Annotated in this window: 14 protein-coding genes; 6 read left to right on the top strand and 8 right to left on the bottom strand. The window is 70.2% G+C overall.

All coding sequences use genetic code 11. From position 1 onward, the window contains the following. The first annotated feature begins 79 nt into the window (after positions 1-79). A complete protein-coding gene (locus SD37_RS07960) occupies positions 80-958 on the top strand; it encodes an arylamine N-acetyltransferase family protein (RefSeq protein ID WP_044852499.1) in 879 nt (292 codons plus the stop codon). Here the strand turns inward: SD37_RS07960 and SD37_RS07955 are convergent. From SD37_RS07955 to clpS, 7 genes are all read right to left on the bottom strand, one after another. Then, positions 913-1,632: an aspartate/glutamate racemase family protein gene (locus SD37_RS07955; RefSeq protein ID WP_044852498.1), complete on the bottom strand. Its 720-nt coding sequence runs from the start codon at positions 1,630-1,632 to the stop codon at positions 913-915. The two genes, SD37_RS07960 and SD37_RS07955, sit on opposite strands and share 46 nt — an antisense overlap. A gap of 111 nt (positions 1,633-1,743) precedes the next feature. Then, positions 1,744-2,694: a PLP-dependent cysteine synthase family protein gene (locus SD37_RS07950; protein WP_044852497.1), complete on the bottom strand. Its 951-nt coding sequence runs from the start codon at positions 2,692-2,694 to the stop codon at positions 1,744-1,746. A 3-nt stretch (positions 2,695-2,697) separates the two neighbouring features. Next, positions 2,698-2,970 (bottom strand): MoaD/ThiS family protein, encoded by a 273-nt coding sequence (locus SD37_RS07945; RefSeq protein ID WP_005165659.1) that lies wholly within the window; start codon positions 2,968-2,970, stop codon positions 2,698-2,700. Positions 2,971-3,042: 72 nt separating this feature from the next. After that, positions 3,043-3,450: a M67 family metallopeptidase gene (locus tag SD37_RS07940; protein ID WP_037320701.1), complete on the bottom strand. Its 408-nt coding sequence runs from the start codon at positions 3,448-3,450 to the stop codon at positions 3,043-3,045. Positions 3,451-3,578: 128 nt separating this feature from the next. Then, a complete protein-coding gene (locus SD37_RS07935) occupies positions 3,579-4,571 on the bottom strand; it encodes a P1 family peptidase (RefSeq protein ID WP_044852496.1) in 993 nt (330 codons plus the stop codon). Continuing rightward, positions 4,568-5,125 (bottom strand): DUF2017 domain-containing protein, encoded by a 558-nt coding sequence (locus SD37_RS07930; RefSeq protein WP_037320714.1) that lies wholly within the window; start codon positions 5,123-5,125, stop codon positions 4,568-4,570. The genes SD37_RS07935 and SD37_RS07930 overlap by 4 nt, the downstream gene beginning before the upstream one ends. Continuing rightward, positions 5,122-5,421 (bottom strand): ATP-dependent Clp protease adapter ClpS, encoded by a 300-nt coding sequence (gene clpS / locus SD37_RS07925; protein WP_037320717.1) that lies wholly within the window; start codon positions 5,419-5,421, stop codon positions 5,122-5,124. Before clpS ends, SD37_RS07930 begins: the two co-directional genes overlap by 4 nt. 74 nt (positions 5,422-5,495) lie before the next feature. On the opposite strand from clpS, the gene SD37_RS07920 reads away from it, so the two are divergent. From SD37_RS07920 to SD37_RS07910, 3 genes are read left to right on the top strand one after another with little or no spacing between them, the layout of a single operon-like run. After that, positions 5,496-6,800 carry a nicotinate phosphoribosyltransferase gene (locus SD37_RS07920; protein ID WP_037320720.1) on the top strand — a complete coding sequence of 435 codons (1,305 nt, stop codon included), beginning with the start codon at positions 5,496-5,498 and terminating at the stop codon, positions 6,798-6,800. A gap of 20 nt (positions 6,801-6,820) precedes the next feature. Beyond that, the gene (locus SD37_RS07915) at positions 6,821-7,396 is read left to right on the top strand and encodes a nicotinamidase (RefSeq protein ID WP_037320723.1); all 576 of its coding nucleotides are present in this window, start codon (positions 6,821-6,823) and stop codon (positions 7,394-7,396) included. Next, on the top strand, positions 7,393-8,046 hold the full coding sequence (locus SD37_RS07910; protein ID WP_044852495.1) for a bifunctional 4-hydroxy-2-oxoglutarate aldolase/2-dehydro-3-deoxy-phosphogluconate aldolase: 654 nt from the start codon (positions 7,393-7,395) through the stop codon (positions 8,044-8,046). The genes SD37_RS07915 and SD37_RS07910 overlap by 4 nt, the downstream gene beginning before the upstream one ends. A 101-nt stretch (positions 8,047-8,147) precedes the next feature. On the opposite strand, the gene SD37_RS07905 is transcribed toward SD37_RS07910, so the two are convergent. Then, positions 8,148-8,816 (bottom strand): choice-of-anchor P family protein, encoded by a 669-nt coding sequence (locus tag SD37_RS07905; protein WP_044852494.1) that lies wholly within the window; start codon positions 8,814-8,816, stop codon positions 8,148-8,150. A gap of 153 nt (positions 8,817-8,969) precedes the next feature. Here SD37_RS07905 and SD37_RS07900 point away from each other — a divergent pair, with 153 nt between their 5' ends. Both SD37_RS07900 and SD37_RS07895 read left to right on the top strand, forming a co-directional pair. Then, positions 8,970-9,560, top strand: a complete 591-nt coding sequence (locus SD37_RS07900) for a biotin transporter BioY (RefSeq protein ID WP_037320731.1) — start codon at positions 8,970-8,972, stop codon at positions 9,558-9,560. A 125-nt stretch (positions 9,561-9,685) separates the two neighbouring features. Then, the gene (locus SD37_RS07895; protein WP_037320735.1) at positions 9,686-11,743 is read left to right on the top strand and encodes an ATP-dependent DNA helicase; all 2,058 of its coding nucleotides are present in this window, start codon (positions 9,686-9,688) and stop codon (positions 11,741-11,743) included. Positions 11,744-11,752 lie beyond the last annotated feature (9 nt).

Below are 11,752 nucleotides of genomic sequence, written 5' to 3'. Positions count from 1 at the left end.
CCCAGGCTACGGCCGGTCCGGGCGGGATCGCCTCCGTGAGAACCCTGATTTGTCGGTGGGGACCGCTACGGTCGGTCGTATGGGGATCTCTTCTTCCGAGCACGTCGACGTGCCCGCCTACCTCGCGCGACTCGGCCTCGGGCACGAGCCGCCGAGCCTCGACGCGCTCTTCCGCCTGCACCGGGCGCATGTGGAACGGGTGCCGTACGAAGATCTCGAAGTCCAGCTGGGCCGGGTCACCTCGCTGGATCCGGCGGTGTCGTTCGGCCGGATCGCCACCGGGCGCGGTGGCTACTGCTATCACCTCAACGGTGCGTTCTCGGCCTTGCTGAAGGCACTCGGCTACCAGGTCACGCGGCATCCCGGCGGGGCGCACACCGCTCAGGAGACCGCCGGGATCCACCTCAACCACCTGGCGTTGACGGTGACCGGGCTGCCGGAGACGCCCGAAGTCGGCTGGTTGGTCGACGTGGGGCTCGGCGACGGCATCCACGAGCCCCTTCCACTGCGTGAAGGCGAGTACAAGCAGGGGCCGCTGGTGTTCCGCATGCGGACGTCGGAGATCACGCCCGGCGGCTGGCGGTTCGACCACGATCCGCAGGGAAGTTTCGTCGGCATGGATTTCGCCCCCGAGACGGCCGTGATGCCGGACTTCGCCGAGAAACACGTCGAGCTGTCGACGTCCGAGAACTCCGGGTTCGTCCGCACGCTCGTGTTGCAGCGCCGGGACGCCGAAAGCCTCGATTCGCTGCGCGCGCTGACGCTCACCCACCTGCCGGGCGGCAAGACGGTGCTGGAATCACCGGCCGAGTGGTGGACGGCGATCGAGGACGTCTTCGGGGTGCGGCGTGGCCTGTTCACCGATGAGGAGCGGGACAGGCTGTGGCGGCAGGCCGTCGCCCAGCACGAGCGTCACCTCGCCGGTGCGGAAGGGAGCGAGGCCTTGCCGAGCGCGTAGTCCACGGCCGCTTCGGCGTGCAACCTGGTGGTGGGGAAGGTGGGCACCGGGCTGTCTTCGGGACCGACGAGCAGCTCGATCTCGGTGCACCCGTAGATGACGCCGTCCGCGCCCGCGTCGACGATCCGCGCGATGATCTCGCGGTACCGCTCGCGCGACTCGTCGGTGACGACGCCGTGGACGAGTTCGTCGTAGATGATCCGGTGCACGGTCTCGCGGTCTTCTTCGTTCGGCACGAGCACGTCGAGCCCGTGCGCGGCGAGGCGTTCGCGGTAGAACGGCTGGGCCATGGTGAAGCCGGTGCCCAGGAGCCCGGCGCGCTTGACGTTCTCGGCTTTGATCGCCGCGGCCGTGGTGTCGGCGAGGTGCAGGAGCGGGATGCCGAGGCCGTCGGTGAGCTGCTCGGCGACCTTGTGCATCGTGTTGGTGCAGAGCACGACGAAGTCCGCTCCGGCCGCTTCGAGCCCGCGCGCGGCGCGGTTCAGCTCCCGGCCGGCGTCGTCCCAGCGACCTTCGGCCTGCATCGCCTCGATTTCCGCGAAGTCCACGGAGTAGAGCACGGTATGCGCGGAGTGGTACCCGCCGCGGAATTCACGGACGCGCTCGTTGACCAGCCGGTAGTACTCGGCCGACGATTCCCAGCTCATCCCGCCCAGCAGCCCGATGACCTTCATGCCCACCATCGTGCCAGCGCCGCGCGTGCCGTACCGCCAACGCTATGAAAGGTCCTTTCCTTGCAAAATTTGCAAGGAAAGGACCTTTCATAGCGCGCGAGCAGAGGTGAATCAGGCCCAAAGCTGCCCGTCAAGCCGCTCGGCCGCTTCGTCGAGCGAACCGGAGTAAGCGCCCGTCGAGAGGTACTTCCACCCCGCGTCCGCGACCACGAAGGCGACGTCGGCGGGCTTGCCCGAAGCCGCGGCCTTCTCGGCGACAGCCAGCGCGGCGTGCAGCACGGCACCGGTCGAGATCCCCGCGAAGATTCCCTCGTGCTCCAGCAGCTCACGTGTCCGGCGAAGCGCGTCGTAAGCGCCGACGGAGAAGCGGCCGTTGAGCACGCTCGCGTCGTAAAGCTCCGGGACGAAACCCTCGTCGAGGTTCCGCAGGCCGTACACCAGTTCGCCGTAGCGCGGCTCGGCCGCGATGATCTGCACGTCCGGCTTCGCCTCGTGCAGGTAGCGCCCGACGCCGACGAGGGTACCGGTGGTGCCGAGGCCGCCGACGAAATGCGTCAGCGTCGGCAGGTCCTTGAGCAGTTCGGGCCCGGTTCCGCGATAGTGCGCGTCGGCGTTGGCCGGGTTGCCGTACTGGTAGAGCATGACCCAGTCCGGGTTGGCCTCGGCCAGCTCCTTCGCCCGGCGCACGGCCTCGTTGGAGCCGCCCGCGGCCGGGGAGAAGACGATCCTCGCGCCGTACGCCTGCAGCAGCTGCTTGCGTTCGGTGGAGGTGTTCTCCGGCATGACACACACCAGCCCGTAGCCCTTGAGCTTCGCGGCCATGGCGAGCGCGATCCCGGTGTTGCCCGACGTCGGCTCCAGGATCGTGGAACCGCGCCGGAGGGTGCCTTCACGCTCGGCGGCCTCGATCATCGCCAGTGCGGGGCGATCCTTGATCGAACCGGTCGGGTTGCGGTCCTCCAGTTTCGCCCACAACCGCACGTCGTGGGTGGGCGAAAGCCGGGGCAGGCCGACCAGCGGGGTGCCGCCGAGCGTGTCGAGCAGCGACTCGAAGCGAGCCATGGATCAGCCTCCGGCCACGGCGGGCAGGATGGTCAGCGTGTCGCCGTCCTTGACCTCGGCCTCGAGACCACCGGAGAAGCGGACGTCCTCGTCGTTGACGTAGACGTTGACGAAGCGGTGCAGCTTCTCTTCCTTGACCAGGCGGGCCTTGAGACCGCCGTGGCGGGACTCGATGTCGTCGATCACCTCGAGCACGGTCTTGCCCGTCGCCTCGACGGACTTCTCGCCGCCGGTGTGCGTACGCAGGATGGTCGGGATGGACACGGTCACGGCCATGGTTTTCTACCTCCGGTGGGTTCTCTACTACGCAGACGTTCGGTCCGGCCCGGGTTATTCCGGGTCCGGGGTTCAGCCGATGATCTCGACGGGCTCCTCGGTGATCTCCCCGTCCACGATCCGGTACGACCGGAACTGGTGCGAGTCGGGGTCCTTGGTGGAGACGAGCACGTAGTGCGCGTCGGGTTCCGAGGCGATCGAGACATCGGTGCGCGACGGGTAGGCGTCCGTGGCGGTGTGCGAGTGGTAGATGACCACCGGGACCTCGCCGTTCGCCTCCAGTTCGCGATGCAGCCTGAGCTGGTCCATCGAGTCGAACTGGTAGAACGTCGGCGACCGGGCCGCGTTGACCATCGGGATGAAGCGCTCGGGGCTGTCCGACCCCTCGGGGCCGGCGATCACCCCGCACGCCTCGTCGGGATGGTCACGGCGGGCATGGGCGACGATCTCGTCGACGAGGTCACGGCGGATCCGGAGCACATCCACATCTTAGGTGCTGGACGCAGCGGGTCCACACTCTGAGATTGCCGCCACTCGCCCCCGCGTTTCGTCCTCTGGATGCGGTCCTTGCACGCGCAACTACCGCATCCAGAGGACGAAACGCGGGGTCAGGAGAGCGCTTCGGGCCAGACGTCGCGGTAGGCGCGCATGCCGCCGGCCGAAGTGGCGTTCAGCACGCCGTGCACCATCGCCCGCCCGAACACCCGCGCCGCCGCCGAGCACAGCGTGTCCAGCACCGCCGCGCGCGCCGTGGCCGCGATCGGCCCGGCGCCACCGGGCAGTTCCCGCTCGCCGGTCGCGAGCGCGAAGACCGTGTCACCGTCGAACATCGTGTGCGCCGGCCGCACGGCCCTGGCGAGACCGTCCTGCGCGGCCACCGCGAGCCGCCGCGCCTCCGCCTTGGACAGCGCCGCGTCGACCGCGACCACGCCGATCGTCGTGTTCAGCCCGGCCGCCTTCGCCTCGACGTCACCGGGCCGGTCCGGCCAGCGGACGCCGAACTCGCCTTCGACCTCGTGATCCGCCGCGAACGCGCGACCGGTCGAGAGATCCACCGCCTCCCCGGCGGCGTTCACCGCGGCGACGACGCCGACCGTGAACTCCCCGACGCGCTCCGAGGCCGCCCCGATCCCGCCTTTGAGTGATCCCGCCTTCGCCCCGGCACCCGCGCCGACGGTCCCCAACGGCACCGGGCCCGCCGCCGCGGCCTCACAGGCGGCATAACCGAAGGACGCGTCCGGGCGGTTGCCCCAGTCACTGCGCGGCAGGTCGAACAGCACCGCCGCGGGCACGATCGGCACCACCTCGTGCGGCTGTGTGCCGACCGGGATGCCCAGATTCCGCTCGGCGAGCCAGCGCATCACACCGTCCGCCGCGGCCAGGCCGTACGCGCTCCCGCCGGACAGGCAGATCGCGTTCACGTGCTGGACCAGGTTCTCCGGCTCCAGCAGGTTGGTCTCACGGGTCCCGGGCGCGCCGCCGCGCTGGTCGACGGCCCCGACGGCGCCGCCGGGGACCAGTACGACCGTCGTCCCGGTCGCCCAGCCGTCACCGACCCGCTCGTGGTGCCCGACCAGCACCCCCGGAACGTCGGTGATCATGACGTCAAGGACTGGATGAGGGTTTCCTGCACCCAGGTCAGCCAGTGGTAGACACCCAGATGCGGCGCGCGAGGGTCGTCCTCGGGCAGCTCGTCGGGCATGTCCTCGGTGACGTCGAGCGCGGTGCCCAGCGCGAGCCGGACGTCGTTGAGCGCGCCCAGCCAAGCGTCGGCCTGCTCGAAGGTCAGCCGCACGTTCCCGCCGTCGCGCGGCAGCGTGTCCAGCACGATCTTGGCGACGCCGACCTTCTTGTCGAGCAGATCCGGCTCGTGGATCGACCGCATCGCGGCGGCCGAGTCGATGTCCTCGCGGGTCGGGTTGTCCGGGTCCAGCTTGTGGAAGTCCGGCAACAGCCGCGAGAGCACGGGATCGTCCGGTGACTCCGTCGGGCCCGTCCGGATCCCGGTCAGCTCGGCCAGCTCGTCCTGCGGCGCCTCCTCGGCGCGCGCGGTGAGCATGTCCTCCAGCTGGCTGACCAGGCCACGGAGGACCGCCGCCTCCTGCTGCTCGAACCCCGCGACGATGGTCTCGCCCTTACGGCGCCATCCGTTCACGATGGCTGCTCCATCGTCGCCCAGAGGCCGGCGGCGTGGAGCTTCGCGACGTCGGTCTCCACCTTCTCCTTGGAACCGGAGGACACGATCGCCTTGCCCTTCTGGTGTACGTCGAGCATCAGCTTCGTGGCGTGGTCCCGGCTGTAACCGAACAGCTTCTGGAACACGTACGTCACGTACGACATGAGATTCACCGGATCGTTCCAGACGACCGTCCGCCAGGGACTGTCCTCAGAGACGACTTCTACTCCCTGTGGATCAACCTGCGTCTGCTCGGATGCGACAGGCGTGGACATGCACTCCATGGTGTCACGGGCCCCACCCGGTATGGGCTGGCAGGTCCGGCCATGTGGGTGAATAGGCTGGCCCCATGGGTTTCCCCGAGGCGGCCACTGGCGCCAGCACCGCGCTGCTCACCGACCACTACGAGCTGACCATGCTGGCCAGCGCCCTCTCCGACGGGACCGCGGACCGGCCCTGTGTGTTCGAGGTCTTCGCACGTCGCCTGCCCGACGGGCGCCGCTACGGCGTCGTCGCGGGCACCGGCCGGGTCCTCGACGCGATCGCGGACTTCCGGTTCACCGACGCCGAACTGAGCCAGCTGGAAGCGACGGCCGTCGTCGACGACGCCACTCTTTCGTGGCTCGCGGACTACTCCTTCTCCGGGAACATCGACGGCTACGCCGAGGGCGAGCTCTACTTCCCCGGCTCCCCGATCCTGACCGTCACCGGTTCGTTCGGCGAGGCCGTCGTCCTGGAGACGCTGATCCTCTCGATCCTCAACCACGACAGCGCGATCGCCTCCGCGGCGGCGCGGATGTCGGGCGCCGCGCACGGCAGGCCGATCATCGAGATGGGCGGGCGCCGCACGCACGAGTACGCCGCCGTCGCCGCCGCGCGGGCCGCGTACCTCGCCGGTTTCGCCACCACCTCCAATCTCGAAGCCGGACGGCGCTACGGAATCCCGACCCGGGGCACGGTCGCGCACGCCTTCATGTTGCTGCACGACAGTGAAGAGGCCGCGTTCCGCGCCCAAGTGGACAAGATGGGTGCCGATACCACTCTTCTGGTGGACACCTACGACATCACCAAGGGGATCGAAACGGCCGTCCGGGTGGCGGGGCCCGAGCTGGGCGCGATCCGCATCGACTCCGGTGACGTGGGCCCGCTGGCCCGCAAGGCGCGCGAGCAGCTGGACTCCCTCGGCGCCAAAGACACCCGCATCGTGGTGTCCGGCGACCTCGACGAACACGCCATCGCGGCACTGCGGGCGGAACCGGTCGACGCGTACGGCGTCGGCACCTCGGTCGTCACCGGTTCCGGCGCGCCGACCGCCGGGATGGTCTACAAGCTCGTCGAGGTCGACGGCAAGCCGGTGGCCAAGCGCAGCGCGCACAAGGAGTCCCGCGGCGGCCGGAAATCCGCGCTGCGACGGCACCGCGAGACCGGCACCGCCGTCGAAGAGGTCATCTGGACCGCCGCCTCGGCGGTACCGGAACGGGGACCGAACGACCACGAATTGCAGATTCCGCTGGTCCGGGACGGCCGGACGGTGGATGATTTGCCCACGCTGGACGACGCGCGCCAGCGGCTTCGGCGTGCGCTGGTGAGCCTGCCGTGGGAGGGCCTCAAGCTCTCGCACGGGGAGCCGGCCATCCCGACCGTATTCGTCTAAAGAGAGTTCAGGAGCAACACATGGGGACCGCCCTGATCGTGGTCGATGTGCAGAACGACTTCTGCGAAGGCGGGTCGCTCGGCCTGCCCGGCGGCGCCGCGGCCGCCGAAGGGATTTCGAAGCTGGCCGCCGAGGGCGGCTACGCGCACGTCGTCGCCACCCGTGACTACCACATCGACCCGGGCGACCACTTCAGCGAGACGCCGGACTTCAAGGACAGCTGGCCGCGGCACTGCGTCGCGGGCACCTCCGGCGCCTCGTTCCACCCCGCGCTCGACGTGGTCCCGATCAGCGAGGTCTTCTCCAAGGGCGAGTACACCGCCGCGTACTCGGGCTTCGAGGGCAACGCGCGGGACGGCAAGACGCTCGACGCGTGGCTGAAGGAGCACGACGTCACCGAGGTCGACGTCGTCGGCATCGCGACCGACTTCTGCGTACGCGCCACGGCGCTCGACGCGGCGAAGGCGGGCTTCACCGTGCGAGTGCTGCTCGACCTCACCGTCGGCGGTTCGCAGCCGACGGTCGACGCCGCGCTCAAGGACTTCGACGAGGCCGGCGTGACCTACACCGGAAAGGCGCCGGTCCCTTCCGCATGATCCAGCACGACCTCCAGGACACCCTGATCGAAAACCGGCTCGTCGCGATTCTGCGGGCCGCCGACGCGAGCCGCTTCGCCGACGCGGCCATCGTGCTGCAGGCGGCGGGCGTCCGGGTGCTCGAAGCGGCGTTGACCACGCCGGGAGCCCCGGAAGCCATCGCGACCATCCGCGAGAAACTCGGCGACGACGTGCACATCGGCGCCGGCAGTGTCCGCGAGGTGTCCGATGTGGACACCGCCGCGGACGCGGGCGCGACATTCCTGGTCACGCCGACGGTGAATCCGCTGGTGCTGGAGCGCTCGCACGAACGCGGGCTGCCGGTGATCTGCGGCGCGCTGACCCCGACCGAGATCGACCAGGCCTGGCGCCTCGGCGCGGCCGCGGTGAAGGTGTTCCCGGTCGCCGCCGTCGGCGGGGTCGCCTACCTGCGCGCGATCCGGGCGCCGATGCCGGACATCCCGCTGGTGCCGACCGGCGGCGTCCACCTCGCCGACGTCGCGAAATACCTCGAGTCGGGTTCGATCGCCGTCGCGGCCGCCACGCCGCTGCTCGGTGACGCGCTCACCTCGGCCGGGTCGCTTACGGATCTGGCGACCCGGGCGAGCGAGTTCGTCGCCGCGGCGGCGAAGTACGTCTCGCGCGTCTGACCCGCTTCGCTCCGCTCGCTCCCGAAGTGTCATGAGGGGTCCCCATAGGACGAAAATTGTCCTATGGGGACCCCTTATGACCATCCCGGTACCGAAAGAGATCAGGGCGCCTTCTTGCCGTACGGGTCGCACCGCGCGGTCCCGAGGTAGATGTCGCCCTTCGCCGGTCCGCCGCCCTGCGGGAACAGCTTGATGTGCAGCATGTGCGTCACGAGACTCCCGTCGGGCGGCGTCGGCGTGACGGCCTCGTTGACCGTGAGCGACGCCAGCGCCGTCCCGCCCTTGCCGCCGGCGATGGTCAGCCGGTAGTTCTGCGGGATGTTCTCCGGCAGCGTGAAACCCGTGATGTCGCCGAACTCGATGTAGCCGAGGCTGCCATCCTTGGTGGTACTGCACTTCGCCAGGAAGGTGCGCACCTTGATCACCGGCCCGCCGAAGCGCTTGAGCAGCGTGGTCTCGAACCGCCGCCCGCTCGCCTCGCCGACAGCCACCGTCCCGGTGCGGCCGCAACGCGACTCGCCGCCGTTGAACCGGGCGAAGTCGCCGATCGACCCGCCCGCGGTCTTCGCGGTCGACGGCCCGTCGGCGTCGCACGGCGCCAGTTCGCCGGTGGTGACGTGTTCGTCGTCGATCTCCACGTCGACCGAGCCGACCGACGCCGACGCCGACGCGGGTGCCGGTTCGGCCGACGCCACCGGGCCTCCCGCCGCCAGCGCCGCGGTCAGCAGCGTCACCGAAAGCAGCCTTCCCGCCGTCCTGGTCTTCTTCATGACTGGCAGCTTCCAGCAAGAGCCTGACCGGCGCAGGGCCACGCCACCCGGACGAGTGGACCGAGCCGGACCGTGAGGTGGCCGACATTCGGTCCGCACTCCGTCTTCTGACGTTAACCTCGGTTCACATTCGTGTACTCATAGGAGGTCTGAGTGTCTTCGCTGTCTGTGGCCGGCCACCGTCCGGTCCTCGCCGACCTCGTTCCCGGCGCCCTCGTCCGTGACGCGATCCTGGTCGCCGGTGGGGCCGCCCTCACCGGCGCGGCCGCGCAGCTCGTCATCCCGGTGCCGGGCTCGCCGGTGCCGATGACCGGCCAGACGTTCGCCGCCCTCCTGGTCGGCGCGGCGCTCGGCTGGAAGCGCGGCGCGCTGTCGATGGCGCTGTACCTGGCCGTGGGCGCCGCCGGTGTCGGCTGGTTCCAGGACGGCTCCTCGGGTCTGTTCGGCGCCAGCGCGGGCTACATCGTCGGGTTCGTCTTCGCCGGTGCTCTGGTGGGCGCACTCGCCGGCCGTGGCGGCGACCGCACGCCGCTGCGCATGGCGGGCACGATGGTGCTCGGCAACCTCGTCATCTACTCCTTCGGCGTGCCGTGGCTGGCGGCCTCGCTGGGCGTCAGCCTGTCGACCGCGGTGCAGAAGGGCGTCGTGCCGTTCCTGATCGGCGACGCGCTGAAGATCGCCGTCGCGGCCGCGCTGCTTCCGGGCACCTGGGCGCTGGTTTCTCGCTTCCGCAAGGACGCGTGACCGGCCCTTTCACCGCCCCACGCGCTGCAATGAAAGGTCCTTTCCTTGCGAAATTCGCCAGGAAAGGACCTTTCATTGCACGGTGCGGGCGATCTTGACGGTGGGCCCGGCTATCGTCTTGTCCCGTGCCCAACCGTGCTGATTTCCCCGGCGTCCTCGAACTCCTGACCCATGCGGTCGAGTCCGTGGGTGGTGCCGAGCGCGAAGGCCAGGTCCGGATGGCGGACGCCGTCGGCCGCGCCATCCGCACCGGCGAGCACCTGGCCGTGCAGGCGGGCACCGGCACCGGGAAGTCGTTGGCCTACCTCGTTCCCGCGATCCGGCACGCGGTCGAGAAGGAGGCCACGGTCGTGGTCTCCACGGCCACCATCGCGCTGCAGCGCCAGCTGGTCGACCGCGACCTGCCCCGGCTGGCGAAGGCGCTGAAGAAGCCCCTCGGCCGCGAGCCCACCTTCGCGATCCTCAAGGGCCGTCGCAACTATCTCTGCCTTCACCGGCTCGATTCCGGCGCCCCGGACGAGCCGGAGGATCAGCAGCTGTTCGACCCGTTCGCGGTCTCCCGGCTGGGCAAGGAGGTCACGCGGCTGCGGGAATGGTCGTCCGACACCGAGACGGGCGACCGCGACGAACTGGTCCCCGGCGTCTCGGATCAGGCGTGGCGCCAGGTTTCCGTCACGGCCAAGGAATGCCTCGGCGCCTCGCGCTGCCCCATCGGCACCGACTGCTTCGCGGAGCGGTCCCGCGCCGAAGCGGGCAAGGCCGACGTGGTGGTCACCAACCACGCGCTGCTGGCGATCGACGCGCTGCAGGGCTACCAGGTGCTCCCGGAGCACGACCTGGTGATCATCGACGAGGCGCACGATCTGGTCGACCGCGTGACGTCCGTGGCGACCGGCGAGCTGACCAGCGGCATGGTGTCCGCCGCCGCCCGGCGCTGCGGGAAGCTGGTCGACGAGGAAGTGGCCGATCAGCTGCTGGAGGCGAGCGACGGGCTCGCCCTGATCCTCGACGACCTGCCCGCCGGCCGGATGGATTCGCTGCCGCAGGCCCTCTCCGGCGCGATCCCCGCCGTCCGCGACGCCGCGCACCGCTGCCTCACCGCGCTCGGCAAGGACCGGAAGGAAGAGGTCGACGAGGCCACCGCCCGCAAGCTGGCGCGGTCCCTGCTCGAAGAGGTCCACGACACCGCGGTCCGGCTGCTCGAAGCCTTCGACGACGACAACGCGCATCAACGCGACGTCGTCTGGCTGACCGGGGACCGCTTTTCCACGAACCCGCGCCCGCCCGCGCTGAAGGTCGCGCCGCTCGGCGTGGCGGGCCTGCTGCGTGAGCGCGTGTTCAACCAGCACACCACCGTCCTCACGTCGGCGACGCTGACCCTGGGCGGCACTTTCGACACCATGGCCCGGCAATGGGGTCTCCCGCCCGGCGGGGCCAGGGTCGAGAAGGCACCGGGTGCGGCGACCGACAAGGCCGCCCCGGCCGACAGCGACGACGCCGACGGCCCGAAGTGGACCGGCCTCGACGTCGGCTCGCCGTTCGACCACAAACGCAACGGCATCCTCTACCTGGCCAAGCATCTGCCGCCGCCGGGACGGGACGGACTGCAGCCTTCCACGATGGACGAGCTGGCCGAGCTGATCGAGGCCGCGGGCGGGCGCACCCTCGGCCTGTTCTCCTCGATGCGCGCGGCGAAACAGGCCACCGAGGAGATGCGGGAACGGCTCGATCTGCCGATCCTCTGCCAGGGCGACGATTCCACCGGCCTGCTGGTGCAGAAGTTCTCCGAGGACGCGCGCACCTGCCTGTTCGGCACGCTGTCGCTGTGGCAGGGCGTCGACGTGCCAGGCCCGTCGCTGCAGCTCGTCGTGGTCGACCGCATCCCCTTCCCGCGCCCGGACGATCCGGTCTCGTCAGCCCGGCAGCGAGCCGTGGAAGCCAGGGGCGGCAACGGTTTCCTCACCGTCGCGGCGACACACGCCGCGCTGCTGCTCGCGCAGGGCACTGGACGGCTGCACCGCTCGGTCACCGACCGCGGCGTCGTGGCGATCCTGGACTCGCGGCTGGCCACGGCCCGCTACGGCGGATTCCTGCGCGCGTCGCTGCCGCCGTTCTGGCCGACCATGGACCCGAAGGTCGCCCGCGACGCGCTGCGCCGCCTCGACGCCGCCGCCCCGGCCTGAGTGGCCTGG

Source organism: Amycolatopsis orientalis (genome assembly GCF_000943515.2).
Classification (GTDB): Bacteria; Actinomycetota; Actinomycetes; order Mycobacteriales; family Pseudonocardiaceae; genus Amycolatopsis; species Amycolatopsis orientalis.
The sequence above is the reverse complement of the archived record's forward strand: the minus strand, read 5'-3'. Positions and strand labels throughout refer to the sequence as shown.

Bases quoted from the DNA above. Each gene is read 5' to 3' on its own strand.
- SD37_RS07910 (WP_044852495.1), top strand. From the start codon at position 7,393: ATGATCCAGCACGACCTCCAGGACACCCTGATCGAAAACCGGCTCGTC.
- SD37_RS07960 (WP_044852499.1), top strand. From the start codon at position 80: ATGGGGATCTCTTCTTCCGAGCACGTCGACGTGCCCGCCTACCTCGCG.
- SD37_RS07920 (WP_037320720.1), top strand. From the start codon at position 5,496: ATGGGTTTCCCCGAGGCGGCCACTGGCGCCAGCACCGCGCTGCTCACC.
- SD37_RS07955 (WP_044852498.1), bottom strand. From the start codon at position 1,632: ATGAAGGTCATCGGGCTGCTGGGCGGGATGAGCTGGGAATCGTCGGCC.
- SD37_RS07935 (WP_044852496.1), bottom strand. From the start codon at position 4,571: ATGATCACCGACGTTCCGGGGGTGCTGGTCGGGCACCACGAGCGGGTC.
- SD37_RS07945 (WP_005165659.1), bottom strand. From the start codon at position 2,970: ATGGCCGTGACCGTGTCCATCCCGACCATCCTGCGTACGCACACCGGC.
- SD37_RS07950 (WP_044852497.1), bottom strand. From the start codon at position 2,694: ATGGCTCGCTTCGAGTCGCTGCTCGACACGCTCGGCGGCACCCCGCTG.
- SD37_RS07915 (WP_037320723.1), top strand. From the start codon at position 6,821: ATGGGGACCGCCCTGATCGTGGTCGATGTGCAGAACGACTTCTGCGAA.
- clpS (WP_037320717.1), bottom strand. From the start codon at position 5,421: ATGTCCACGCCTGTCGCATCCGAGCAGACGCAGGTTGATCCACAGGGA.
- SD37_RS07905 (WP_044852494.1), bottom strand. From the start codon at position 8,816: ATGAAGAAGACCAGGACGGCGGGAAGGCTGCTTTCGGTGACGCTGCTG.